Genomic DNA, 25503 nt, shown 5'->3' with positions numbered 1-25503 from the left:
TCAGCGCCCGGTGCGGCGGCGCTGGGACCACATCTGGGTGGCGCGCTCGAACTCCAGGGCCGCGTCCCAGGGCAGGCCGGGCGGCCCGAGCTCGGTGCGGAACGAGCGGACGGCCTCGCGGGCGAGGTCCGGGTCGCGGGCCGGGACCGCGGCGAGCGCGAGGGCGGTGTCCTCGACCTCGGCGTCGTCGACCGCGGCCCAGGCGAGCCCGAGCTCGGCCGCGCGGGCCCCGTCGACCTCCTCGCCGAACAGGCCCATCGCGGCGGTCGCCTCCCGGCCGGCGCTGCGTCCGGCGAGGGTGAAGAACCCGCCACCGGGATGCAGCCCGATGCGCAGGAACCCGGCGAGCAGGCGGGCGTCGCGGGCGACGACGCGCAGGTCGGTCGCGAGCGCGAGGTTGATCCCGGCCCCGACGGCGGCGCCGCGCACCGCGGCGATCGTCGGGACGGCCAGCGTGCCGACCCGGCGGAACGCGCCGTAGACCGCACCGGTGTCGCGGAAGGTCGCGTCCTCGGCCTGGTCCGCGGACGGATCCCAGGTCCGCCGGTCGGCACCGGAGCAGAACGTGCCGCCCGCACCGCGCACCACCGCGGCGCCGACCGCCGGGTCCGCGTCGACCGCGTCGCACGCCTCCGCGAGCTCGCGGCCCATCCGCGGGGTGAGCGCGTTGCGCACTTCGGGGGCGTCGACGGTCAGCAGGGCGACGGCGTCGATCACCTCCAGCGTGATGCCACCCATCAGCGCTCCTCCTCGGGGCTCGGGGTCGCAGCGTCCTCCCGGTCGAGCAGCACGTCGACGGCGACCGCCCCCGAGGTCCCGACGACGACCGGGTTGACCTCGAGCTCGCGCAGCCCGGGGACGACGGCGGCGCGCCCGACCCGCACGATCACGTCGACGGCGGCGTCCACGTCGGCCGGGGCCGCGCCGCGGTGGCCGGCGAGGAGCGGCCAGCAGCGCAACGAGGCCAGCAGCTCCCGGGCCGTCGTCGGGCTGACCGGCGCCAGCGCGTGGGCCACGTCGCGGTGGATCTCGGTGCCGGTTCCCCCGTGCCCGACGGTGAGCACCGGCGGCCACCCGTCCCGCCCGCCGTCCACGGCGACCAGCAGCTCCACCCCGGGCGCCACCTGCTCCTGCACCAGGACGGTGTCCGCGACCCCGGCCAGCAGGTCCGCAGCCTGACCGGTCGCCGTGTCAGCCGTGACCCCGAGACGCACCCCGCCGGCCTCGGTCTTGTGCTCGAGGCCCGCCGCGACCGCCTTGAGCACGGCGGTCCCCCCGACGGCGGTGACGGCCCCCGATGCCTCGTCCGGATCGACCACCGCCGCCGAGCGCGGGACCGGGATCCCGAAGGCGTCGAGCAGATCCCAGCCGTCACCGGGTGGCGCCACGGCCGGTTCGACGACGACGGCCGGGGGCGCGGGTCGGGGCGTGACGGAGGCGAGCACGCGGGTGGCCACCGCGACCGAGGAGAACACCGGGATGCCCGCGACGCGCAGCACGGCGCGCGCCTCGACCGTCGCGTCCTCGCCGGCCATCCACACGACGGCGAGCGGCGGCCCGCCGGGCGGACCCTCGACGACGGTGTCGGCCAGATCGGCCGCCAGCGCGGTGGCGGTGTCCCCGACGAGCATCGTCAGCAGGATCAGCACGGCGTCGACGGCCGGGTCGGCGCGGACCAGGGCGCACACCTCGCCGAACGCGCCGCCGCCGTCGTTGAACAGCTGGGCGGTGACGTCGACCGGATTGCCCACGGCGCCGAAGGCGGGCACCCGCAGCGCGAGCTTCTCCCGGGTCTCCTCGCCCAGCTCGGGGACGGCCAGCCCGAGGTCGGCGCAGCGGTCGGCGGCGAGGATGCCCGCCCCGCCCGAGCTGGTCACCGCGGCGACGTTGCGGCCCCGCGGCGGCGCCTGGGTCCGCAGCAACGTCGCGGCCGCGAGCAGCTCCTCGACGTCGTCGACGGTGACGACGCCGTACGCGCGCGACACCAGCTCGAAGGCGGTCCCGTCGGCGAGCATCGCGCCCGTGTGCGAGAGCGCGGCCCGGCGCCCGGCGTCGGTGCGTCCGCTGCGCAGCACGACGAGCGCGGTGCCCGCGTCGCGCGCCTCCGCGGCCAGCCGGACGTAGTCCTCGGGTGAGGGGAGCGCCTCGGTGTAGACGGCGAGGACGCGCACGTCGGGGTCGGCGACGAGGACGCGCCCGATCTCGGTGACGTCGACGTCGGCCTGGTTCCCGGTGCTCACCCAGGCGGTCAGGTCGAGGCCGCGGGAGGCCGCTACGTCCAGGACCGCGCCGCCGATCGCGCCGCTCTGCCCGACGTAGGCGATGCCGCTCGAGCCCTCCAGCGGTCGCTCACCGGCGGCGGTGAAGGTGGCGAAGAGCCGGCTCCGCGCGACGTAGAGCCCCTGGCAGTTCGGCCCGAGGACCCGCACCCCGGTGCGGCGCGCGACCGCGGCGAGCTCGGCCTGCAGCGCCGCGCCCTCCTCCCCGACCTCGGCGAACCCCGACGCGAACACCACGACGGCGGCCGCGCCCACCGCACCCGCCTCCTCCACGGTGTCGACGGCTCGCGCGGCCGGGACCAGCGCGAGGACGAGGTCGACCGGGCCGGGGACGTCGGCCAGTGACGGGTGGCAGGGCAGGCCGCCGAGCGACGGGTACTTCGGGTTGACGGGTGCGACGACGCCGGCGAAGCCCCGGTCGCGCAGCCACGCCAGCGGGCGGGCCATCGGGTGGCCCTCGCGGCCGGAGGCCCCCACGAGGGCCACGGAGCGCGGATGCAGGACCCGGTCCCAGTCGGTCGGCACGGACGGACCCTAGGCAGCTCAGCAGGTGTCGGACAACATTTCGTATCCAAAAATCCGCACCGTGACGGACGACGCCGACCCGAGGCCGGTCTCGTTACGCTCCGGGGCGGAGGTGGCGCATGACCGGGACCGCACCGGAGACCGCGCGGCGGGTCACGAGCGTCGCGCGCGTGGTCGAGGAGATCCGCGCCATGCTGCGCGCCCGCGAGCTGGTCCCCGGCCAGCAGGTGCGCCAGGAGTCGCTGGCCGCCCGGCTGGGGGTCAGCCGCATCCCGGTGCGCGAGGCGCTCAAGTCGCTCGAGGCGGAGGGCGTGATGCGCCACGAGCCGCACGTCGGCTACACCGTCACCCGCCTCAACGCCGACGAGCTCGCACAGGTCTACCTGATGCGCCGGGCCCTCGAGACCGAGGTGCTCCGTGCGCTCCCGCGCCTGTCGTCCGCGCAGCTCGGGGAGCTGACCAGGCTGAACGAGGCCATCGGCGCGGACGTGGAACGGGTCGACGTCGCCGGCATCGTCGCGGGGAACCAGGCGTTCCACTTCACGATGTTCGGCTACTCCGGGCTCGACCTCGTGGTGGAGGAGATCGACCGGCTCTGGCGGCGCAGCGAGCCCTACCGGACCGTGCACCTCTACGACGCCGAGAGCCGCCGGCGCGTGATGCGCGAGCACCGCAAGATGATCACCGCGCTGCGCCGCGGCGACACCGAGGGCGTCGTGACCCTCATGAACGCCCACCGCGACCTCACCGTCTCGGACCTGCACGCCGCGCTGGGGCTGCCGCCGTCCTAGGCACACGGTGGTAGCCGAAATTGCATCCAATCCCCTCTGGACGTCCGGCCTGTGACCCACCTAACCTCCCGATCGGGTGAGGCCCGCCGCAGTGGTGCGGCGCCCGCCCCTCGCGGGAGGCGACGATGACGACGGAGGACACCCCGACGTCCGCGCCGGGCACCGGGAGCGTGGTCACGGCGCCGCCGGAGTACACGCCCGGTGAGCGGCGGCGGATCCTGGGCGCGGCCTGCCTCGGCTGGGGCATGGAGTACTTCGACTTCATGCTCCCGACGCTGCTGGCGACGGCGATCATGCGGGAGTACGGCGTCTCGGCCGGCGTGTTCAGCGTCGCGATCGTCGGCCAGCTCGTGGGGTCGGCGGTCGGCGGTGTGGCGTTCGGCTGGCTCGGGGACCGCTTCGGCCGCCGGCGGACGCTGATCTGGTCGATCCTCATCTACTCGATCGCCACCGGGCTGGTGTTCCTCGCGCCGAGCTTCGCGGTCTTCGTCGTCCTGCGGGTCATCGCCGGGATCGGCACCGGCGGGGAGTGGGCGGTCGGCTTCGCGTGGCTCAACGAGGCCTGGTCGCCGAAACGGCGTGGGCTCGGCGGCGGGCTGGTGCAGTCCTCGCTGTGGCCCGCCTACGCGCTGGCGATCCTCGTCGCGCAGGTGGTACCGGACTGGCGGTGGGCGTTCCTGGTCGGCGTGCTGCCCGCGCTGGGCTGCGTTTGGGTGCGGTACTCCTGCCGGGAGTCGCGGCAGTGGGAGGAGCTGCAGGCCCGGAAGGCGGCCGGGCAGCTCTCGGCGGAGGTGGACCGCAAGACCGACCGCTCGCCGTGGCGCCAGCTGGTCGCTCGCGACAGCCTCCCGTTCGTGCTGCTCGGGCTGCTCGTCGCCTTCGGTGGCCAGTGGGTGCCCTACACCGCGACGACCTGGATGCCCTCGCTGCTCACCAGCGACCTCGGGTACTCGAAGGGCGCCGCGAGCACGGTGCTCTACGTGGCCTCGGCGATCTCGTTCGTGGGGTTCATCCTCGCCGGCTGGCTCTCCGACGTGGTGAACCGCCGGCGGGTGTTCGTCGCCTTCGCCGCGCTGCAGACCGTGGTGTTCGCGGTGATGCTCGTGCTCGCGCTGTCCGGCGGCGGGCTGGGCAGCTTCGTCTGGCTCTACCTGCTCTCCAGCCTGTTCCTGGGCTACTTCGGCATCTTCGGTGTCTGGTTCGGCGAGCTGTTCCCCACCCGCATCCGGTCACTGGGGTCGGCCGCCGCCTACAACATCGGCCGCGGCCTGTCCGGGCTCGGCACGCTCATCGGCGGCATCGTCGCCACCACGTCCGGCTACGGCATCGCCGTCGGCATCGCGGTGTTCGGCGCCGCGATCGTCACGGTGGCGGCGGTGTTCCTGCGCGACCGGTCCGGTCGCGTCATCACGGCGGAGGAGTGATCGGTGGAACCCGACTACGAGGTCCTGTGGCCGCTCGGCCCACGCGTGACCGGCGACGTCGCCGAGCACGAGCGGCCCGCGGAACTGGCCGGCGTCCGCGTGGCCTACCTGTGGGACGAGCTCTTCCGCGGGCCCGAGATGTTCGAGGTGATCACGGAGGTCGCGCGCGAGCGGCACGGCGCCGTCGAGTTCGTGGGCTGGGAGGAGTTCGGCAACTTCCACGCCTCGGCCGCCGAGGAGCGCCGGGTCCTCGAGGCGCTGCCGGAGCTGCTGCGGTCCCACCGCGTCGACCTGGTGGTCGCCGCGGTGGGCGCTTGAGGCTCGTGCATGCCTGCCGTGATGCGGGCAGCGGCCACCGCCGAGCGCGCCGGGGTCCCGGCCGTGGCGATCGGCGGAGCGGGGTTCGAGGGCATGGGGCGCGCGATCGGGCGCTCCCTCGGAGTGCCCCATGTCCCGATCGTGAGCTACCCGGGCGTGATCCTCACCGACGAGACGGCGACGTTCCGCGCCAAGATGCGCGAGCAGGTCGCGCCCGCCGTCGTCGATGCCCTCGTCGCCGGGTCCGCGGCCGTCGGTGACACCCCGACCGAGGACGCGGACCCGGCCCGGGACGCCGTCGTCGTGCGCGGTGACCTCGACACCGTCACCGAGCACTTCGAGGCGCGGGGCTGGACCGACGGCCTGCCGATCGTCCCGCCGACACCGGAACGGGTGGCGGCGTTCCTCGCGCACACCCGTCGCGACCCCGACGAGGTGCTCGGGGTCCTGGCACCCGAGCAGCGGCAGGCGACGGTGCGCAGCGTCGCGGTCAACGGGGTGATGGCGGGCTGCCGGCCGGAGCACATGCCGGTGCTGCTCGCCGTCGTCGAGTGCCTCGCCGACCCGGTCTGGCGGGTCCAGGACGCCGGGTCGACGCCGGGCTGGGAGCCCCTCGTCGTCGTCTCCGGACCCGTCGTCGAACGGCTCGGGTTCAACAGCGGGACCGGCGCGATGCGGGTGGGACGGCGGACCAACACCGCGGTCGGGCGCTTCACCCGGCTCTACCTGCGCAACGTCGCGGGGCTGCGGATCCCGCCGGAGCACACCGACCAGGGAGCGATCGCGTCGTCGTTCCACGTGGCGCTCGCCGAGAACGACCGCGCCGTGGCCGACCTCGGCTGGCCCTCGTTCCGGGCCGACCGCGGGTTCGCCGACGACGATTCCGTGGTCACCGTGCAGAGCGTGGTCACCGTCAGCGCCCCGATCTACTCCGGCGGCGAGACCGCTCGCGACCACCTCGACGCCCTGACCCGCGGGATGGCCGACGCGATCGGGCCGTGGGCCTACACCGGGCTCGAGTTCGGGGCGTTCCACCCCCTGCTCGTGCTCGGGCCCGCGGTCGCCGCCGCGCTCGCCCGCCACGGCGTGGACAAGGACGCGCTTCGTGCCCACCTCGGCGAGCACCTGCTGGTGTCCGCCTCGGCGCTGGCCCGGTGCGCGTGGAACGTCGGGTCGACCAGCTTCGACCTCGATGCGAAGGTCGCGAGCGGCGAGCTCGACGACCGCTACGGCGGCACCGACCCCGACCGCCTCGTCCCGATGCTCGCCCCGGCCGCGGATCTCGGGATCGTGCTGGCCGGCAACGAGAGCCGCAACCAGTCCCGCGGCTTCGTCCAGAACCACGTCCAGGGGGTACCCGTGAGCCGTCGGATCGAGGAGACACCGTGACCGAGCCCTGGGACGTCGTCGTGGTCGGCGCGGGCATCGCGGGGCTGACCGCGGCCCGCACCTGCGCCGAGCAGGGGCTGCGCACCGTCGCGCACGACATGCTGGCGCCCGGCGGGCGGCTCATCTCGCTCGGCGCGGTCCGGGCGTGGCCGCCGAGCGGTGCGGGGGCGCCGAACGGGCCGGAGTTCGCCGGGGCCCTGCTCGAGGACGCCATGACGGCGGGCGTCGAGATCGCCTACGGCGAGGTCACCGGGCTGCGCACCGGCCCGGCGATCACGCTGGACACCGCAGAAGGCCCGGCCGAGGCGCGGGCGGTCGTCGTCGCGACGGGTCTGGCGCCCGACGACGCCGCGATCCCGAATGCGGCCGCGTGGGAGGGTCGGGGCCTGTCCGAGTGCGCCTCGTGCGACGGGCCGCTGCACGCGGGCAACAAGGTCGTCGTCCTCGGCGGCGACGAGTGGTCCGCGACCGAGGCCCTGGAGCTGGCCGGGGTCGCCGCGCACGTCACCGTGGTCGCGGGCACGACGACGTGGTCCGCGGCGGCGGAGCGCGAGGTCGCCGCCTCGGCGGCGATCGAGGTCCGCCGCGGGGTCGCCGTCACCGGGCTGGAGGGGCCGGCGACGCTGGCAGCCGTCCACCTCGACGACGGCACCACGCTGGAAGCCTCGGGACTGTTCACCGCCGCCGCGACCCGCCCGCGCCTCGCGCTGCTCGACGCCGCGAACGGCGACCCCCGGGTGCTCGCCGCCGGGGACGTCGCCGTCGACACCGAGATCGCGACACCGACCCTGCTGGCCGCGGCCGCCGACGGCCGCCGCGCCGGGCTCGCCGTCGTCACCCTGCTCGCCACCGAGGACTGAGGAGCCCGGCCATGCGCATCGTCGACCCCACCCACGGCCTGGCGCCCGGGACGACCGTCGAGGACACCGTCACCACGACCGCGACCGGTGGGCTCTGCGGCCTGTCGAACTCCAAGCCCGGCGCGACGGTGCTGCTCGAGACCATTGGGCAGCGCCTGGATGTCGATCAGGGCCTCGGGCCGATGCACCTCGCGTCCAAGCCCAGCGCGGCCGCCGGCGCCGACCCGGAGCTGCTCGACCACCTCGCCGCGCAGTACCGCCTCGCCGTCGTGGCGATCGGTGATTGAGGCTCGTGCTCGTCGTGGAGTCTCCACGACTCGCTGGAGCTGGAGCGCCGCGGCCTCCGCTCCGTCCTCGTCGTCACCCGCTCGTTCCTGCCGCTGGTGCAGGCGCAGGCGAAGGCGCGGAAGGCCGACCCGCGCCTCGTCGTGATCGAGCACCCGATCGGCGGGCTGTCCGACGCCGAGCTGGCCGGGCGCATCGACGCGGCGTTCGCCGGGGTCGTCGAGACCTTCCGGACGATGGGGGTGCTGACATGACCGACACGCTCGAGGTGCCGCCGGACGCGGTCTGGGACGACTGGGTCGACGACCGCGGCTGGGGTGACGGGCTGCCGACGGTCGCACCCACCGAGGAGCGCGTGGAGGCGATGCTCGCCGACCTGCCCGTCGACGCCGACAAGGTCCTCGCCCCGCTGCCGCCGAGCGGGGTCACGCCGACGCTGCGCTCCGTCGCGGCCAACGCGGTGATGGCGGGGTGCCCTTCGGGGCTGATGCCGGTGCTGCTCACGGCGCTCGAGGGGGTGGTGACCCCGGAGTACAACCTGCACGGCTCGCTGGCCACCACCCACCCGTGCGCGCCGATGGTGCTGGTGTCCGGCCCGGCCCGCGCCGGCTTCCACGGCGGCGGGAACTGCTTCGGGCCGGGCAACCGCGCCAACGCCACGCTCGGCCGTGCGCTCTCGCTGGTGCTCCTGCACGTCGGGGGCGCCACGCCCGGGCTGCTGGACCGCTCGACCCAGGGCTCGCCCGCGAAGTACACGTTCTGCTTCGCCGAGTCCGACGAGAGCCCGTGGCCCGGCCTGGGGGTGCAGCGGGGCTTCGGTCCCGACGACGGCGTGGTGTCGGTGATGGCCGCGGAGCCGCCCCACAACGTCAACGACCACGGCAGCACCACCGGCGAGGAGATCCTCACGACGGTGGCCGGGACCATGGCCGAGTCCGGCTCGAACAACGTCTACGTGCGCGGCCCGCACCTGCTCGTGCTGGGCCCGGAGCATGCCGCGACGTTGCACCGGGACGGGTGGACCCTCGACGGGATCCGGGACCGGTTGTGGGCCACCGCCCGCATCCCGCTCGACCGGATCTCGCCCGGGAACCGGCGCCAGTTCGTCGAGTGGGGCGTGGAGCCGGACGGGGACGCCTACACCGTCAGCACCGGCCCCGAGCAGCTGCACATCGTGGTGGCCGGTGGCGCCGGGAAGCACTCGGCCTGGATCCCGTCGTTCGGGGGCACCGAGCTCTGCTCGGTGCGGGTGCGCCGGTGACGTTCGCCCCGGTCGCGGACGGTGCGTGCGTCGAGGAGACGACGGCGGACCTGCTCGCGGCGGGCATCGGGGACGGGCTCCCGGTGGTGCCCCCGACGGCGTCGCGCTGGGAGGCGATGCTCGACGGCGTCGGCGATCCGGACGCCGTGCTCGCCGCTGTCCCACCGCTGTTCGGCGAGCTCACCGCCCGGGTCGCGGCCGGCTGCTGCGTGCTCGCCGGGTGCCGCCCCGGGGTCCTGCCCGTCGTGCTCGCCGCGGCCCGAGCGGCGACCGAACCGGAGTTCAACCTGCTCGGCGTGCAGACGACGACCGGCACCCCCGCCGTCGGGCTCGTGGTGCACGGCCCGGTGGCGGACGCGATCGGGCTGTCGTCGTCGACCGGTCTGCTGGGGCCCGGGCCGCACGCGAACGGCCCAGTGGGGCGGGCCCTGGCGCTGACGCTGGCCGTGGTCGGGGGTGTGATGCCCGGGGTCACGACGATGGCCACGACCGCCCAGCCCGCCCGCTACGGGTGCTGCCTGGCCGAGGCGCCGTCGTCGCCGTACCCCGGGCTCGCGGTGCGGCGCGGACTCGAGGGAGATGCCGTGACCGTGCTGTCGATCGGTGGGACCGCCGAGGTGCTCCCCCGGGACGACCTCGACGCCCCCGACGACCTCCTCGAGCCGCTCGCCGACGCCCTCGCCGCTCCGGGCCGCGCGGCGGGGGTGCCGGGGCGGCTGGCGGCGTCCGAGCAGACGCTGGTGCTGCCGCCGGAGGTCGCGGCGCGGCTGGCGCGATCGTTCCCGTCGATCGGGGCGCTGCAGGAAACCCTGTACACCCGCGGCGGCGAGCGTCTCGGCGCGCCGGTCGCGGCGGACCCGGAGGCCGTCGTCCCCGTCGTCGCCGGCGGGCCCGGGATCAAGATCCTGCATCTGCCCGGCTGGATGGGCGGGTCCCGCAGGTGCACTTCGTGCCTGTGAGCAGAAATTGACGCCGTAGCGTCAATTACTGCTCACGGGCCGGCAGGCACATAGCGGCGCACCCCGTCGGTGCCGTCGTCCGCGCGGGCCAGCCCCCGGTCGACGAGCACGTCGAGATGCGCGGCGATCTCGAGGACCGCGAGCGCGGCGTGCTCGGTCTCGAGGTCGTCGAGCTTGCGCTCCCGGCGGGTCCAGCTCATGCCCGCGGCCACCTGGTGGGCGGTCGTCGCGCCGGAGTGCAGCAGGTCGAGGGCGAGGGACAGGCGCTGCTCGTGGTGCTCCAGCAGCTCGTCGACGCGGGTGTGCACGCTGCGCGCGACCGGGCCGTGCGCGGGCAGCAGCAGGGCGTCGGGGAGGTCGCGGACCAGGCGCAGCGAGGCGAGGTAGCTGCGCAGCGGCGCCGGCTCGGGCGCGCGCTCGTAGCCGATCGACGGGGTGATGTGGGGCAGCACGTGGTCGCCGGCGAACAGCGCGCCCGCCGCCTCGTCGCGCAGGACGACGTGGCCACGGGTGTGCCCCGGCGTCGCGCGGGTCTCGACGCGGTGCGCGCCGACGGCGACGGCCTGGCCGTCGTCGAGCCACTGGTCGGGCCGGTCCCACGGCGCGCGGTCCGCGGCCCGGATCGCGCGCCCGAACTCGGTCATGGCCTCGGCCAGCCGGGGCGCGCCGGCGCGGCGCAGCATCGCGGCCTGGGGCATCGCCGGCTCGGCGGCGCTCCGGTCGGCCAGCACGGCGTCGACGGTGAGTTCCTCCCCGCGCCCGAGCAGGACCTCCGGGCCGCCGCCGTTCCCGCGCAGCGCGATGGCGTGGGTGTAGTGGTCGTGGTGGGCGTGGGTGACGACGATGCGGCGGATGTCCGCGGTGGTGTGACCGAGCGCGGCGAGGCCCCGGTCGAGCGCGGCCACGGTGTCCGGGCTCGCCCACCCGGAGTCGACGAGGGTCAGCCCGTCCTCGGCGCGCGCGACGTAGACGTTGACCGCACGCAGACCGGCCGAGGGCAGCGGCAGCGGGAGCCGCCAGACGTCGTCCAGGACCCGGTAGGCGCCGGGCTCGGTCCAGTCGTCGGGCTGGTCCGGCACGGCCGGGCGCGTGGCCTGCCCCGGCGAATCCTGAGTCACGTCGACCTCCATTAGCTTTGGGTACTTTCTACGAGATTCTCGATTGTCATACCGCACGGGCCCGCGTGCCGGGCTCGTGACGAGCGTGACGGGGCGGTCGATCTCCTACGATCTCCCGTGTGAGCCCTCGCAGTCCGGAGGCCCCGGGGACCGCGGGCCAGGACCGGAAGTCGACCCGGACCCGGAAGCGGATCCTCGAGTCCGCCGCCGCGGTCCTGCGGCGCCGGGGCTACGACGGCACCCGGATCACCGAGATCGCCGAGCTGGCCGAGCTCCGGCTGCCCGCCGTCTACTACTACTTCGCCACCCGCGAGGAGCTGATCTCCGAGGTCGTCGTCAGCGGCGTCCGGGCCACCCACGAGCACGTCGCCGCCGCGCTCGAGGCCCTCGACGGGTCCGTCGGCGCCCTCGACCGGATCTGCGTGGCCGCCACGGCGCACCTGGAGATGGTGCTGGTCGGCCACGCCCGGGCGGCGGCGGCGATGCGGACCGTCTCCCAACTGCCCGACGAACTGCGCGCCCCCAGCCGCGTCGAGGAGGCCCGCTACGGGGTGCTGTGGCGGGGCCTGTTCGACGACGCGGTCGCCCGCGGCGAGCTCGACCCGCAGCTCGACCCGCGCGGCGCGCGGATGCTCGTGCTCGGCGCGCTGAACTGGGCGAGCGACTGGTGGGACCCGGAGAAGGGGACGGTCGAGGAGATCGCCGCGACCGCGCGGCGGCTCGTGCACAACGCGCTGCGCGCCCCGGGGACCGATCATGGGTGACTGGGCACTGGTCGCGGGCGGCTCGGGCGGGATCGGCGGCGCGGTCTGCGCCCACCTCGCGCAGGACGGCTGGAACGTCGTCGTGACCTACCGGAACGGGCGTGAGGCGGCGGAGCGGGCCGCGGCGACGGTCGAGGAGCACGGCGGGCGGGCGGTCACCGCCGCGACGGACCTGCGCGACGCCGAGGCCACCGCTCTCGTCGTGCGGTCCGCGGCGCCCGAGCCGCTCTCAGCCGTGATCTACGCGGCCGGGCCCTACATCCCGATGCGCTACATCTCGGCCGTGACGCCCGAGCAGTACCGCGAGCAGGTCCTCGGCGACACCGTGGCCGCCTACAACCTGCTGCACCCGGCGATCGGGGTGCTGCGCGAGACGCGGGGATCGATGGTCGCGCTGGTGACGCCGGCGATCGAGCGCTACTCGAAGAAGGACATGCTCTCCTCCGCGCCGAAGGCGTCGATCGCGGCCACGGTGCGCGGGATCGCCGCCGAGGAGGGCCGCCACGGCGTCCGGGCCAACTGCGTGGGCGTCGGTCTCGTCGAGGGCGAGGGCATGTGGTCAGAGCTGGTCGCGCGCGGCGACTACACCGACGAGCTCCTGACGACGGCGCGGCGCAACCTCGCGCTGCGCCGGTTCGGCTCCGTCGACGACGTGGCCGCGGCGGTCACCTTCCTCGTCTCACCCCGGGCCGGGTGGATCACCGGACAGACCCTCGACGTCGACGGCGGCTACGCGCTCTGAGCTGCGGTGACCGGGCCGACGCTGCGGTCGACGTCGATCGCCTGCAGCCGCGGCAGGACCTGCTCGGCGTAGACGTCGAGCGCGCGCTGCGCGACGTGCTGGGGCATGCCGCCGAAGGAGAACAGGTTGACCACTCCCCCGGCGTCGAGGGCACGCACGCGCTCCACGGTCTGCTCGACGAGCTCGTCGGGCGTCCCGCCCATCTGTAGATCGGCCAGGAAGCGGTTGAACGTGGGGAGCCCGTGCTTGGTGATGTTGCGGCGCAGGCCCGCGTAGTACTCGTAGCCGGGCACGTGCTCGAGGCGCTCGTTGGTGAACTCGTAGTGCTCGATCGTCGAGCGCGCGTAGGCCATCGCGTACTCGTCGTGCAGCTCCCGGGCCCGGCCGGGATCCGGGTCGAGGGTCGTGAAGTTGACCAGCACGGGCTTCGGCGGGTCCTCGCCGTGCATCTCGCGGAACAGCTCGCGGTACTCGGCGGTCTCGCGGACGGTCACCTCCCACGGCTTCTGGGCGATCAGGATCAGCCCGTAGCCGAGCCGAGCCATGATCTTCGCCGACTCCGGCGAGACGGCCGACGCGTACGTCCGGCCCCGGAAGGTCCGCGCCGCCGGCGGGTGGATCTCGGCGCGGGGCTGGCGGTAGAGCTCGCCGTCGAACTCGATGGCGCCGGTCTCCAGCGCCTCCGAGATCGCGGTCGCGTACTCCACGAACCGCTGCCGGGACTCCCCCATCTCGAGGCGGAAGCCGTCGAACTCGATCGACCCGAGGCCGCGGCCGAGCCCGAGCACCGTGCGCCCGTCCGAGACGGTGTCCAGCCAGGCGAGCTCCTCGGCCACCCGCACCGGGTCGTGCCAGGGCAGCACCATGACCATCGTGCCCAGCCCGACGGTGCGGGTGCGGCCCGCGAAGTACGTCAGCAACTGGGCCGGGTTCGGCATCATGTGGTACCGGCTGAAGTGGTGCTCGGCCGTCCAGATCGACTCGAACCCGCGGGGTTCGGCCTGGTCGCCCAGGGCCAGGTTGCCCCGGACGACGTCGTGGTCGTCGCGTCCGTCCTCGAGGCCCTGGAAGAACAGCCCCATCCCGACGTGCATCGTCGCTCCTCGCCGTCGTCCGCTCGCGTTCCCGCCCGGTGTCAGACCCCGGCGCCCGTACTCTCCTGCGCCATCCGCACCAGCCGGAACTTCTGGACCTTGCCGGTCGGGGTCGTGGGCAGGTCCTCCGCGGCGAGGAAGACCACCCGACGCGGCACCTTGAACCGGGCCAGACGCGCCTTGCAGAGCTCGATGAGCTCCTCGGCGGTGACCTCGACGCCCGCCTTGGCCACCACGCAGGCGACCCCCATCTCGCCCCAGCGCTCGTCGGCGACCCCGACCGCGTAGGCCTGGCTCACCCCCGGGTGCTGCGAGAGGACGTCCTCGACCTCCTTGGGCATGACGAGCTCACCGCCGGACTTGTAGAGCTCCTTGCTCCGGCCGGTCAGGACGATGTAGCGGTCGTCGCGCACATAGCCGAGATCCCCCGAGCGCACCCAGCCCTCGTCGTCGAGCGCCAGCGCGGTCTCCTCGGGCTTCGCGTAGAACCCGATCATGTTCGTCGGGCCGCGCGCGGCGAGCTCGCCCTCCTCGCCGGCCGGCAGCGGTTCGCCGTCCAGGACGTCGATCGTGCGGTACTCGGTGAGGTCGCCCGCGGCGTCACCTGCGGACTCCGGCAGCCCGGCGGCACCTGCCAGCTTCACCCGGCCGACCGTCTCGGACAGCCGCTCGAGCGGGTCCTCGGGCAGGCTCAGCGTCATCGCGCCGCCCTGCTCGGTCATGCCGTAGCCGGTGACGATCTCGGCGACGCCGAGGGTGTCGCGGACCTTCTCCCAGAGCCACACGGGTGCCGGCGCGGCGCCGGAGAGGATCGCGCGCAGGCCGGACAGGTCGCGGGTGCGGACGTCGGGGTGCTCGAGCAGCGCGACGGTCATCGTCGGGACACAGAGGATGTCGGTGGCCCGATGACGCTCGATGCCCTCGAGGTAGCACCCGGCGTCGAACGCGGTCTGCAGGACCACCGCGCCGCCGACCATCAGCGCGGCCATGAGGCCCTCGACGTAGCCGAACATGTGATAGCAGGGCAGGGAGAAGAGGATCCGCCGGCCGTCCTCCATGGCGCGGGTCAGCGCGGAGGCGTAGCCGGTGCGCTGACTGGCGTCGTGGGTGATGAGCACGCCCTTGGGCGAGCCGGTGGTGCCCGAGGTGTAGAGGATGTCGGCCACGGAGTCCGGGGCGACCGTGGCGGTGGCGCCGCCCGGGTGGGCGGCGCCGAGCTCGGCCAGGTCGTCGACGGTGCGCACCCCGGCGCGGGAGCGCCCGTCGGTGGAGAGGGTGAGGATCTCGCGGAGCTCCGGGAGCTGGGTGGGCGTGGCGTCCCGGTCCTCCCACCCGGGCACGATCTCGTCGAGCATCGCGAGGTAGTCCAGCGTCGCGAACCCGGTCATGGTGATCAGGACGTTGCAGTCGGACTGGTCGAGGACGTAGCGCAGCTCCTCGGTGCGGTAGAGGTAGTTGAACGGGATCGCGATCGCGCCGACCCGGGAGATCGCGAACTTCAGCGGCACGAACTCGGGGTAGTTCGCCATCACCAGGCCCACCCGGTCGCCGGGGCGGACACCCAGCGCGACGAGGCCGTCCGCCAGCCTCGCCGCCCAGGCCGCCGCCTCGGCGTAGGAGACGGTGCGCTCGTCGGTGATCACCAGTGGGCGGTCGGCGAACTCGGCCGCGCAGGCGTCCAGCCGCTCGTGCAGGGCCATCGGCGTCCACACCGGGAATCGACGACGCAGCTCCGCCCGTCGCTCATCGATGCTCGCGTCCATGGTCCTCGCCTTCGGGCCGGCCGGTTTTTCTAGTCAGTCCTAGATTACGGATGGGGTGGGACGTGGACCACCGTCACTTCGGTGATCGGCCGGTGACGCAGCGTCCTCCGACGCCCGATCCACCCGCAAGATCGCGCCGAACGGGCCGGGATTGCTGATCGCGTGATCCGGATCAGCAAGGACGGTCCTCCCGACGCGATCAGCCCGGGCCGCGAGCGTCCCCGCCTGCTTGACTGCGGGCGTGATCAGCGTGCTCGAGGAGGACACCACCGGGAAGCCGCGTCCCGACGGCGGGTTCGACCTGCAGCTCTCGCCGCGGTGGGGCATCGGCGGCGGCCGGCTCAACGGCGGCTACCAGCTCGCCGCGGCGCTGTACCCGCTCTCGACGATCATGGCCGACGCCGGGCGACCGGACCCCGTCGTCGCCTCGGCGAGCTTTCTGCGCCCGGCCGTGCCCGGCCCGGCGCGCCTGGACACCGCGGTGCACCGGGTCGGGCGCCGGCTCGCCAGCGGCTCGGCGCAGCTCTCCCAGCCCGGCCCCGACGGCGACCCGCGGGAGGTCGTGCGCCTGGAGGCGAGCTTCGGCGACCTCGCCGGCTCCGCCTCCGACCGCTGGGACGGCGAGGCCGCGCCCGTCCTCCCGCCGCCGGACGCGTGCCTCGATCTCCTGGCGGGCACCGACATGCGCGCCGACGCCTCGGTGACCGAGCGGATCGGCTTCCGGGTCCCGGAGCTGCCGGGCTGGCGGCGCGGCGAGCCGACCGGCGATCCGACCGCGGAGTTCTGGGTGGACTTCGCCGACGGCAGCGACCCGACGCTGCGCTCGCTCGCCTTCGTCGTCGACTGCGCCACCCCCGTCGTCGCCGAGCTCGAGGGCCGGCTGAGCAACACCGCCCAGCTCACGGTCCACCTGCGCGAGCACCCCGCGCCCGGCCCGCTGGCCTGCCGCGTCCGCACCCGCCACGTCGCGCACGGGCTGCACGAGGAGGACTTCGACGTGTGGGACTCCAGCGGGGTGCTGTGCGCGCAGTCGCGTCAGCTCGCGGTGCTGGTCGGCTGAACACCGACGATCCGCAGCGCGAACCCGGCGTACTGATCGGCCACCTGATCCGCGGTCAGCGGCCCGTCCTCGGAGAACCAGCGGGCGATGCTCACGCACAGCTCGCGGATGGCGAACGACGCGAGCGCGGGTGAGTCCACGACGAACACGCCCTGCTCGACCCCCGCGGCGATGACCGCCCGCAGCGCGTGCTCGTGCTCGCGGCGGCGGGCCTGCATCGACGACCGGACCGGCTCGTCCAGGCTGGAGGTGTCCCGGTTGACGACGAGGGCCTCCCGACGGTGCGTGGCGTGGCGGTAGGCGTAGACCCGCGCGGCCCGGAAGAGCACGTCGGCCGGGTCGCCGCCGGCGTCGCGCACCGCGTGGAAGTCCTCGAGCACCCCCGCGGTGGTGGCGTCGATGATCGCCTCGAGCAGGTCGTGCTTGGACCGCATGTGGTTGTAGAGGCTGGGCGTGCGCACGCCGAGCGCGCCGGCGATCTCGCTCAGCGCGGTGCCGTGGTACCCGCGCTCGGCGAAGAGCGTGAGGGCGCCGTCGAGCACGCGGGCGCTGGTCACCGGATCGCGCGCCGCGATCCGCTCGGACGACGCTGCGGGCACGGCCACTCCTTCCGGGGGTCGGCCCACCCTAGCGACTAACGAGCGTTCGTGAGTCCCTTGTGCGGCGTGCCACGCCCTGTCTACGGTGACTAACTAGCGTTAGTTGAGGGGAGGGTGCGATGCTGCGGACCGAGCTGATCCGGCCGATCGCCGAGCTGCTCGACCGCCACGCCGCCGAGCGCGGCCCGACCACCGCCTTCGCCGACGACGAGCGCCGCGTCACCTACGCCGAGCTGGCCCCGCGCACCGCCCGCCTCGCCGGCCATCTCGTCGCGGCGGGCGTCACGCCCGGCGACCGCGTCGTCATGGTCATGGGCAACCGCGTCGAGACCGCCGAGACCTACCTCGCGGTCCCCCGCGCCGGCGGTGTCGCGACCTGCGTGAACCCCGAGGCCGCCCCCGCCGAGCTGGCGTACGTGCTCGCCGACGCCGGCCCGCGGATCGTCGTCACCGACACCGACCACGCCGAGCTGGTCGGCGGCCTCGTCGCGCCCGGGATCCCGGTGATCGTCGCCGGCGCACCGCGAGCCGGGTGGCTGACCCACGACGACCTCGCGACGACCGACCCGCCGGCGCCGGCCCCCGACCCGGCCGACCTCGACGCGGTCGCGTTCATGCTCTACACCGCCGGGACCACCGGGCGTCCCAAGGGCGTCGAGCTGACCATGCGCGGCTGCCTGTGGGTGGTCGCGGCGTGCTGGGCGCCGATCGCGGGGCTCGCGCCGGGCGAGGACGTGCTGTGCGCGTTGCCGCTGTTCCACTCCTACGCGCTCGACCTCTGCGTCCTCGGGATCGTCGCCACCGGGGCGAGCGAACGCCTCCTCCCCCGCTTCTCCCCCTCCCGGGTGCTCGGGCTGCTCGCCGAGGGGGGCCACAGCGTGCTCCCGGGGGTGCCGACCGGGTTCTCCTACCTCGTCCAGGCCGCGGCCGGGACAGTTCCACCAGGGACGGGGCCGCCGCACCGGCTGCGGGTCGCGATCTCCGCCGGCGCGATCCTGCCGGCCGCGACGAACCGGGCCTTCGAGTCCGCCTACGGCATCCCGCTGCTCGACGGCTACGGGATCACCGAGACCTCGACCATGGTCACGATGAACTGGCCCCACGGCGGGCGGCCGTACGGCTCGTGCGGGCTCCCGTTGCCCGGGCTCGCCGTCCGGCTGGTCGATCCGGGCAGCGGCGTCGACGTTCCGACGGGGGCCGAGGGGGAGCTCTGGGTGCGGGGCCCGAACGTGATGCGCGGCTACCACGGCAAGCCCGAGCAGACCGCCGACGTGCTCGTCGACGGTTGGTACCGCACCGGCGACCTCGCCCGGTCCGACGCGCACGGCTACCTGACGATCTGCGGCCGCACCAAGGAGATGATCATCCGGGGCGGCGAGAACATCTACCCGGCCGAGATCGAGAACGTGCTGCTGGACGCCCCGGGCGTCGAGGACGCGGCCGTCGTCGGGGCTCCGCATCCGGACCTCGGCGAGGTCCCGGTCGCGTTCGTCGTGCCGACCCGCGACGGGGCCGACGAGGAGACCCTGCGCGCCCGCTGCCGCCGCGACCTCACCTGGTTCAAGGTGCCCGCGGCGATCCGGTTCACCGACGCCATCCCGCGCACCGGCTCGGGAAAGGTCAAGCGCTTCGAGCTGGCCCGCCTGCTCGACGCCGGGCCCATCGAGCGGAAGGTGCCCTCGTGAAGGTCGGCGACCTCGAGATCGTGCCGATCGTCGACGGCACCGGGCGCGAGTACGCCCGGGAGGTGCTCTCGGCTCCGGGAGGTGATCGCTGGGCCTGTCACCCCGACCAGCTCGACGACCACGGCGACCTGGTGCTCACCCTCGGCGGGTTCCTGCTGCGCACCGGCGACCGGACGGTGCTCGTCGACGCCGGGGTCGGCCGGATCCACAACGACCACTACGACGGCGGAGGCTTCCTCGAGGCGCTCGCCGCGACCGGGACGGCGCCCGGCGACGTCACCGACGTCGTCTTCACCCACCTCCACTTCGACCACGTCGGGTGGGCCACCAGCCGCGGCGAGGTCGTCTTCCCGCGCGCCACCTACCGGGTCCACACGGCGGACTGGGCCCACTTCGTCGACGCCCCCGATGCCGACCCGGGTGCGGTCCGCAAGCTCGCCCCGCTGCGTGAGCGGCTGGAGGTCTTCGACGCCGAGCACACCGTCGCGCCCGGTCTCGACGCGCGCCCGACGCCGGGCCACACCCCCGGCTCGACCAGCTACGTCGTCTCCAGCCGCGGCGAGCGGGCGCTGCTGATCGGGGACGTCGCGCACTCGGTGGTGGAGCTGGCCGAGCCGGACTGGGAGGCCGTCTTCGACGTCGACCCGGCCGCCGCGCGGGCGATCCGCCACCGGCTCGCCGACGAGCTCGCCGACACCGACGACCTCGTCGCCGCCGCCCACTTCCCCGGCCTGGCCTTCGGCCGCGTCGTCACCGTCGGCGAGAGCCGCCGGTTCGTCACCGTCTAGGAGCACCGACATGGATCTGCAGCTCGCCGGCACCACGGTGCTGGTCACCGGAGCCGGGCAGGGCCTCGGGCGCGCCATCGGGGAGGCGTTCGCCGCCGAGGGCGCGCAGGTCGCGTTCGGCCACCACACCTCCGGCGAGGGCGCCGAGCAGGCCGCGGAGGCCGCCCGCGCGGCCGGGGTGAAGGCGGTCGCGGTCGGTGTCGACACCCGCGACGACGCCTCGGTCGGCCGCGCGCTGGACACCGTCGAGTCCGAGCTCGGGCCGATCGGGGTGCTGGTCAACAACGCGGCGGTGACCAGCCGCGGCCGCTTCCTCGAGCGCTCGGCGGACGAGTTCGCCGCCGAGATCGAGGTGACCGTGACCGGGACGCTGCGGATCTCGCACGCGGTGGCGCGACGGATGGCCGAGCGCGACGGCGGGTCGATCGTCTCGCTGATGGGCGACTCCGGACGGGTCGGCGAGTCCGGGCTGGCCGTGACCGCCACGGCCCGCAGCTCCACCCTCGGCCTGACCAAGTCGCTGGCCAAGGAGCTCGCCCGCCACGGCGTCCGCGCCAACGCGGTGTCCCTCGGGCTGGTGCAGACCGACAACTTCGCCGCCCACACCGGCGGCACGGACGACGAGCGACTCAAGAAGATCACCGCGCTCTACCCGCTGCGCCGCCTCGGCCGTCCCGCGGACGTCACCCCGACGGTCCTGCTGCTCGCCTCGCCGCTCTCCTCCTGGACGACCGGCCAGGTCATCTCCGTCAACGGCGGGTTCGCGATGCCATGACGGCCGCCGACCCCTCCACCGCCGACGAGCACACGACCGCCGGAGAGCACCGGCCCGCCACCGGCACCCCGGTCCGCCGCAAGGAGGACGCCCGGCTGCTCACCGGCCGCGGGCGCTTCGTCTCCGACCTCGTCCTGCCGCGGATGCGCCACGTCGCGTTCGTGCGCAGCCCGATCGCCCACGCGCGGCTGGACGGGATCGAGGTCGCCGAGGCGCTCGACGTCGACGGCGTGCATGCGGTGTTCACCGGCCGGCACCCGACGATCGCGCCGGTGTCGCTGCGCGCGCAGTCCGCGCTGCCGGGCTACGTCGAGACCGACCAGCCGCCGCTGGCCCGCGGCAAGGTCCGCTTCACCGGGGAGGCGGTCGCCGCCGTCGTCGCCGACGACCGCTACCGCGCCGAGGACGGCGCCGAGGCGGTGATCGTGGACTACGACCCGCTGCGGCCCACGGTGTGCGCCTGGACCGACCCGGCGGAGATCACCGACCCGGTCCACGACGAGGCCCCGGACAACCTGCTCCTGTCACGCACCTTCCGCGCCGGCGACGTCGAGGCGGCGCTCGCCGCGGCCGACGTCGTCGTGGCACGCGAGCTCACCACCAACCGGCACGGCGGGAACCCCATCGAGTGCCGCGCCGGGGTGGCCCACTTCGAGTCCGCGGACCGGCGGCTGACGTTCTGGTCCGGGACCCAGGTGCCGCACCTGGTGCGCACCCAGCTCGCTGAGCTGCTCGGGCTGCCCGAGGGCGACATCCGGGTGGTCGCGCCCGATGTCGGTGGCGGGTTCGGCGTCAAGGCGGTGCTCTATCCCGAGGACGTGGCGCTCTGCCTCATGGCGATCGCGACGCCGGACGTCCCGCTCAAGTGGGTCGAGGACCGCGTCGAGCACCTGCTGGCCGCCACCCACGCCCGCGACCACCGCTACGTGCTCCGGGCCGGGTTCGCCGCCGACGGGGCGCTGCTCGCGGTCACCGCGGACGTCTGGTGCAACACCGGCGCGTACTCGGTCTACCCCTGGACCGCGGGGATCGAGCCGCTGATGGCGGGCGGGCTGCTCACCGGGCCCTACAAGCTGGCCGACTACGAGTGCACGGTCCGCGGCGTCGCCACCAACACCAGCCCGTCGGGTCCGTACCGCGGGGTGGCCCGTCCGTCGACGGTGTTCGCGATGGAGGCGCTGATGGACTCCGGCGCGCGGGCGCTGGGCATGGACCCGGTCGCGCTGCGCCGCCGCAACCTCATCCTCCCCGCGGACATCCCGTACCGGATGCCGTCGCGCTTGGTCGACGACTCCGGCGCCTACGAGGCCTGCCTCGACCGGGCCGTCGAGGTGTTCGGGCTCGAGGCCTGGCGGTCCGAGCAGGCCCGGCGGCGCGGCGCCGGAGAGCGGCCGCTCGGCATCGGGGTCGGGATCTACAACGAGCTCACCGGCCTCGGGCGCGCCGCGTCCGCCGGGCCGCGGATGCCGTTCCGCACCGGCCACGAGGCATGCACCGTGCGGGTCAACCCGGACGGCGCGGTGACGGTGTTCTCCGGCGTCACCTCCCAGGGCCAGGGGCTGGAGACGACGATGGCCCAGGTCGTCGCGGACGCGCTGGGCGTCGACTACGACGCCGTGACCGTGCGCTACGGCGACACCGACTCCTCGCTGTGGGGCTTCGGCGCCTTCTCCTCCCGCCAGGCGGTGATCGGCGGCGGCGCGGCGAACCTGGCCGGCGCGCACGTCCGGGAGAAGGTGCTCGCCCTCGCCGGAGCCCTCAGGGAGGTCGATGTCGCCGACCTCGACCTGCGCGGCGGCCAGGTCCACGTCCGCGGCCAGGAGAAGCCGGTCATCTCGCTCGCCGAGGTCGCCCGCGTCGCCTACCTGCAGTCCGACCGGCTGCCCGAGGGCTTCGAGCCCGGGCTGGAGGGCACGAAGTTCTACGACCCGATCCGCGGCGCGTTCGCCGCCGGCGCCCAGCTCGCGGCGCTCGAGGTCGACCCGACGACCGGGGAGATCGGTGTCCTGGCCTGGGTGTGCGTGGAGGACGCCGGGACGATCGTGCACCCGGTGATCGTCGACGGGCAGATCGCCGGGTCGATCGCGCAGGGCATCGGCGGCGCGATGTACGAGCACCTGGTCTACGACGACGAGGGCAACCTCTCGACCGGGACGCTGCTGGACTACCTGATGCCGACCTCGGGCGAGATCCCGGAGCTGACCATCGACCACGTCAGCACCCCGGCCGCGAACCCGACGGGGGTCCGCGGGGTCGGCGAGGGCGGCACCCTGGCCCCGAACGCCGTCGTCGCGGGCGCGGTGGCCGACGCCCTCGGCGTCGAGGTCGACGACCTGCCGGTCACCCCCGCCCGGGTGTGGGAGCTCGTGCACGGCGGTGGGGCCCGGTGAAGTGCGCCCGCTTCTCCTACCACCGCGCGGTCGACGTGGCCGACGCCGTCACCGCGCTCGCGGAGGCCGACGGCGAGGGGAAGCTCCTCGCCGGCGGACAGAGCCTGGTGCCGGTGATGGCGCTGCGGATGGCCGCGCCCGAGGTGATCGTCGACGTCAACCGCATCCCCGGGCTCGACCACCTCGAGGTGCACGACGGGGTCCTCCGCGCGGGAGCGCTGGTGCGCCACGCCGCCCTCGCCGGCCAGACCCTGCACCCGCTCGCCGCCGCGGCGGCCCGCTGGATCGGGCACGCCGCGATCCGCAGCCGCGGCACGCTCGCCGGCAGCCTCGCCCACGCCGACCCCTCGGCCGAGCTGCCCGCCGTGCTGCGCGCGTGCGACGGGGCGGTCCACGTCGCCGGGCCCGGCGGCTCCCGGCGGGTCGACGCGGCGGCGCTGTTCACCGGCGCGCTGCAGAGCGACGTCGGCGAGGACGAGATGATCACCGCCGTGGAGCTGCCGTGCCCGGACGCCTGGGGGTTCGCCGAGTTCGCCCGCCGCCACGGCGACTTCGCGGTCGTCTCGGTGGCCGCGGCGCGGTTCGGGTCGGAGCTGCGGATCGTGGTCGGCGGGGTCGCGGGGACGCCGCACCTGGTTCCGGCCGGGGACCTGGACGGACCTCTCGACGACGCCCGCGTCGCGTCCCTCGCCGATGCCGCCGCCGACGATGTGGACCCGCCGTCGGACCTGCACGGCAGCGCCGGCCACCGCCGGGCGCTGACCCGGGAGATGACCCGACGCGCGCTCGCATCGGTGGCCGCCACCCCGGCCCGGGAGCCCGTATGAGGATCACCCTGACCGTCAACGGCGAGCAGCACCGCCTCACCGTCGAACCCCGCCGCACCCTGGCCGACGCGCTGCGCGAGGACCTCGGCCTCACCGGCACCCACCTCGGCTGCGAGCACGGCGTCTGCGGGGCCTGCACGGTCCTCGTCGACGGCGAGCCGGTGCGGGCGTGCCTCATGTTCGCGGTGCAGGCCGAGGGGTGCGCGGTCGCCACCGTCGAGGGGCTGGCGGAGCCGGACGGGACCCTGCACCCGCTGCAGGAGGCGTTCTCGGTCTGCCACGGACTGCAGTGCGGAGCGTGCACGCCGGGGATGCTCATGACCGCGGCCCACCTGCTGGCGGTCGAGCCCGACCCGGACCGGGAGCGGATCCGGGCCGAGATGGCGGGCAACATCTGCCGGTGCACCGGCTACGTCGGCATCGTCGACGCGGTGGCGAGCGCCGCCGCCGCGCTCGCGCAGGATGAGCGACCATGAGGATCACGACCGACGACGGCGTCGGGCTCGCGGTGTACGACCATCCGGGACCGGAGGAACCGGCCGGTGCCCCGATCCTGTTCGTCCACGAGTTCGGCGGCGACCACCGCTCCTGGGACCCGCAGGTGCGCCACTTCGCCGCCTCGCGGCGCTGCGTCACCTACGACGCCCGCGGTTACCCGGACTCCGACGTCCCGACGGACCCGGCCGCCTACTCGCAGCGCCGTGCGGTCGCGGACGCGGTGGCGGTGCTCGACGCGCTGGAACTGGACCGCGCGGTCGTCGTCGGGAACTCGATGGGCGGGTTCGCGACGCTGCACCTCGGCCTGACCCACCCGGACCGTGCGGTCGCCCTCGTCGTCGCCGGGTGCGGGTACGGCGCCGCGCCGGAGCGGGCCGAGGCGTTCCGGGCCGACGCGCTGGCCCTGGCCGACGCCTACGAGCGCGACGGCAGCGAGGCCGTCGCCCGGGACTACGGCAACCGCCCCGCCCGGCAGCCGCTGCGCCGCCGCGACCCGGCCGGGCACGCCGGGCACCTGCGCATCCTCGCGGAGCACGACCCGGTCGGCGCGGCGTTGACCATGCGCGGGGTGCAGGCCGCCCGGCCCTCGCTGTTCGACCTGCGCGAGGACATCGCGGCGATGACGGTGCCGACGCTGCTGCTCGCCGGGGACACCGATCCCGAGGCTCTCGACGCCACGCTCATGCTCCGCGCGACGCTGCCCGACGCGGGCCTGGCCGTGCTCCCCCGGACGGGGCACCTGGCGAACCTGGAGCTGCCGGGGGTCGTGAACGGGCTGATCGAGGAGTTCCTCGCGACTAGCGGGCGGTGAGCCCCTTGAAGCACCAGGTGCGGTCGTTCTCGCCGAGGACGAGGTCGATGGGTAGCGGCTGCTGCTGACCCTGGACCGCGATCGTGAGGTCGACCGGCACCCTGGCCTCGGAATCGATCAGCAGGTTCGCGGCGCCGGCGGGCTTGACCGAGCCGATGACCCCGAAGATCTGCGGATTGATCGGCGCCACGGGCTTGCCGTCGGCCCCACGACAGGAGATCGCGTCCAGCGCCGCACTGTTCTTCGCGGCGACGTCGGCGGTGGCCTCGGACGCCAGCGCGTCCGGGCTGCCCGGGCCGAACGCATGGCCCGGCCAGAGGAAGGCACCGATCAGGCCGACGACCAGGAACCCGACCACGATGCCGCCGACCAGTCCGAGCACGAGGGGGCGCTTCGACCGGGACGGAGCGGCCTTCCCGGCCTCGTCCGCCGTCCCGGGGTCGGCCTGGACCTCGTCCGCCGTCCCGGGCTGCGTCGTCGTGTCGGTGTCGCTCATCG

General features: G+C 74.7%; 24 protein-coding genes. 17 read left to right on the top strand and 7 right to left on the bottom strand.

From position 1 onward, the window contains the following. Both LQ327_RS14820 and LQ327_RS14815 read right to left on the bottom strand, forming a co-directional pair. Positions 1-738: an enoyl-CoA hydratase/isomerase family protein gene (locus LQ327_RS14820; protein ID WP_230734797.1), complete on the bottom strand. Its 738-nt coding sequence runs from the start codon at positions 736-738 to the stop codon at positions 1-3. Then, entirely contained in the window at positions 738-2804 is a 2067-nt protein-coding gene (locus LQ327_RS14815) for an acetate--CoA ligase family protein (protein WP_230734796.1), read from the bottom strand. The genes LQ327_RS14820 and LQ327_RS14815 overlap by 1 nt, the downstream gene beginning before the upstream one ends. A 119-nt stretch (positions 2805-2923) precedes the next feature. Between LQ327_RS14815 and LQ327_RS14810 the strand changes: the two genes are divergently transcribed. The 7 genes from LQ327_RS14810 to LQ327_RS14770 all read left to right on the top strand — a co-directional run bounded on the left by LQ327_RS14810 (position 2924) and on the right by LQ327_RS14770 (position 10091). Beyond that, a complete protein-coding gene (locus tag LQ327_RS14810; RefSeq protein ID WP_230734793.1) occupies positions 2924-3595 on the top strand; it encodes a GntR family transcriptional regulator in 672 nt (223 codons plus the stop codon). Between the two features lie 125 nt (positions 3596-3720). Beyond that, on the top strand, positions 3721-5019 hold the full coding sequence (locus LQ327_RS14805) for an MFS transporter (RefSeq protein WP_230734791.1): 1299 nt from the start codon (positions 3721-3723) through the stop codon (positions 5017-5019). Between the two features lie 3 nt (positions 5020-5022). Continuing rightward, positions 5023-6726, top strand: coding sequence for a UGSC family (seleno)protein (locus tag LQ327_RS14795; protein WP_443611915.1), 1704 nt, complete (start codon positions 5023-5025; stop codon positions 6724-6726). Next, complete coding sequence (locus LQ327_RS14790; RefSeq protein ID WP_230734785.1) at positions 6723-7586, top strand: NAD(P)/FAD-dependent oxidoreductase; 864 nt, start codon at positions 6723-6725, stop codon at positions 7584-7586. Before LQ327_RS14795 ends, LQ327_RS14790 begins: the two co-directional genes overlap by 4 nt. An 11-nt stretch (positions 7587-7597) precedes the next feature. Then, on the top strand, positions 7598-8125 hold the full coding sequence (locus tag LQ327_RS35390; protein WP_443611914.1) for a UGSC family (seleno)protein: 528 nt from the start codon (positions 7598-7600) through the stop codon (positions 8123-8125). After that, positions 8122-9132, top strand: a complete 1011-nt coding sequence (locus LQ327_RS14775; protein ID WP_230734778.1) for a hypothetical protein — start codon at positions 8122-8124, stop codon at positions 9130-9132. The genes LQ327_RS35390 and LQ327_RS14775 overlap by 4 nt, the downstream gene beginning before the upstream one ends. Continuing rightward, positions 9129-10091 carry a hypothetical protein gene (locus tag LQ327_RS14770; RefSeq protein WP_230734776.1) on the top strand — a complete coding sequence of 321 codons (963 nt, stop codon included), beginning with the start codon at positions 9129-9131 and terminating at the stop codon, positions 10089-10091. Before LQ327_RS14775 ends, LQ327_RS14770 begins: the two co-directional genes overlap by 4 nt. A 32-nt stretch (positions 10092-10123) precedes the next feature. Here the strand turns inward: LQ327_RS14770 and LQ327_RS14765 are convergent, their stop codons facing one another. Continuing rightward, entirely contained in the window at positions 10124-11209 is a 1086-nt protein-coding gene (locus LQ327_RS14765; RefSeq protein ID WP_230734775.1) for an MBL fold metallo-hydrolase, read from the bottom strand. 119 nt (positions 11210-11328) lie between these two features. Here LQ327_RS14765 and LQ327_RS14760 point away from each other — a divergent pair, with 119 nt between their 5' ends. Continuing rightward, positions 11329-11973 (top strand): TetR-type transcription factor C-terminal domain-containing protein, encoded by a 645-nt coding sequence (locus LQ327_RS14760; protein ID WP_230734773.1) that lies wholly within the window; start codon positions 11329-11331, stop codon positions 11971-11973. Then, positions 11966-12715, top strand: coding sequence for an SDR family NAD(P)-dependent oxidoreductase (locus LQ327_RS14755; RefSeq protein ID WP_230734771.1), 750 nt, complete (start codon positions 11966-11968; stop codon positions 12713-12715). Before LQ327_RS14760 ends, LQ327_RS14755 begins: the two co-directional genes overlap by 8 nt. On the opposite strand, the gene LQ327_RS14750 is transcribed toward LQ327_RS14755, so the two are convergent. After that, positions 12703-13809: an LLM class flavin-dependent oxidoreductase gene (locus LQ327_RS14750; RefSeq protein WP_230734769.1), complete on the bottom strand. Its 1107-nt coding sequence runs from the start codon at positions 13807-13809 to the stop codon at positions 12703-12705. The genes LQ327_RS14755 and LQ327_RS14750 overlap by 13 nt on opposite strands. 41 nt (positions 13810-13850) lie before the next feature. Beyond that, on the bottom strand, positions 13851-15572 hold the full coding sequence (locus tag LQ327_RS14745) for a class I adenylate-forming enzyme family protein (protein ID WP_230734767.1): 1722 nt from the start codon (positions 15570-15572) through the stop codon (positions 13851-13853). A gap of 241 nt (positions 15573-15813) precedes the next feature. Between LQ327_RS14745 and LQ327_RS14740 the strand changes: the two genes are divergently transcribed. Next, a complete protein-coding gene (locus tag LQ327_RS14740; RefSeq protein ID WP_230734765.1) occupies positions 15814-16632 on the top strand; it encodes a thioesterase family protein in 819 nt (272 codons plus the stop codon). Here the strand turns inward: LQ327_RS14740 and LQ327_RS14735 are convergent. Further along, entirely contained in the window at positions 16608-17231 is a 624-nt protein-coding gene (locus LQ327_RS14735; RefSeq protein ID WP_308286311.1) for a TetR/AcrR family transcriptional regulator, read from the bottom strand. The two genes, LQ327_RS14740 and LQ327_RS14735, sit on opposite strands and share 25 nt — an antisense overlap. A gap of 119 nt (positions 17232-17350) precedes the next feature. Between LQ327_RS14735 and LQ327_RS14730 the strand changes: the two genes are divergently transcribed. The 7 genes from LQ327_RS14730 to LQ327_RS14700 are packed head-to-tail and all read left to right on the top strand — an operon-like array spanning position 17351 to position 25005. Further along, positions 17351-18916, top strand: coding sequence for a class I adenylate-forming enzyme family protein (locus LQ327_RS14730; protein ID WP_230734764.1), 1566 nt, complete (start codon positions 17351-17353; stop codon positions 18914-18916). Further along, positions 18913-19704 (top strand): MBL fold metallo-hydrolase, encoded by a 792-nt coding sequence (locus tag LQ327_RS14725; RefSeq protein ID WP_230734762.1) that lies wholly within the window; start codon positions 18913-18915, stop codon positions 19702-19704. The genes LQ327_RS14730 and LQ327_RS14725 overlap by 4 nt, the downstream gene beginning before the upstream one ends. A gap of 10 nt (positions 19705-19714) precedes the next feature. Beyond that, a complete protein-coding gene (locus LQ327_RS14720) occupies positions 19715-20479 on the top strand; it encodes an SDR family NAD(P)-dependent oxidoreductase (protein ID WP_230734760.1) in 765 nt (254 codons plus the stop codon). Continuing rightward, on the top strand, positions 20476-22869 hold the full coding sequence (locus LQ327_RS14715) for a xanthine dehydrogenase family protein molybdopterin-binding subunit (protein WP_230734758.1): 2394 nt from the start codon (positions 20476-20478) through the stop codon (positions 22867-22869). The genes LQ327_RS14720 and LQ327_RS14715 overlap by 4 nt, the downstream gene beginning before the upstream one ends. Then, on the top strand, positions 22866-23696 hold the full coding sequence (locus LQ327_RS34770) for an FAD binding domain-containing protein (protein ID WP_230734756.1): 831 nt from the start codon (positions 22866-22868) through the stop codon (positions 23694-23696). Before LQ327_RS14715 ends, LQ327_RS34770 begins: the two co-directional genes overlap by 4 nt. After that, positions 23693-24172 carry a (2Fe-2S)-binding protein gene (locus tag LQ327_RS14705; RefSeq protein WP_230734754.1) on the top strand — a complete coding sequence of 160 codons (480 nt, stop codon included), beginning with the start codon at positions 23693-23695 and terminating at the stop codon, positions 24170-24172. Before LQ327_RS34770 ends, LQ327_RS14705 begins: the two co-directional genes overlap by 4 nt. Further along, the gene (locus tag LQ327_RS14700; protein WP_230734752.1) at positions 24169-25005 is read left to right on the top strand and encodes an alpha/beta fold hydrolase; all 837 of its coding nucleotides are present in this window, start codon (positions 24169-24171) and stop codon (positions 25003-25005) included. The genes LQ327_RS14705 and LQ327_RS14700 overlap by 4 nt, the downstream gene beginning before the upstream one ends. Here the strand turns inward: LQ327_RS14700 and LQ327_RS14695 are convergent. Continuing rightward, entirely contained in the window at positions 24992-25501 is a 510-nt protein-coding gene (locus LQ327_RS14695) for a hypothetical protein (protein ID WP_230734750.1), read from the bottom strand. The two genes, LQ327_RS14700 and LQ327_RS14695, sit on opposite strands and share 14 nt — an antisense overlap. Positions 25502-25503 lie beyond the last annotated feature (2 nt).

This window comes from Actinomycetospora endophytica (assembly GCF_021026375.1).
Taxonomy (GTDB): Bacteria; Actinomycetota; Actinomycetes; order Mycobacteriales; family Pseudonocardiaceae; genus Actinomycetospora; species Actinomycetospora endophytica.
This window is presented reverse-complemented; position numbering and strand designations above follow the sequence as displayed.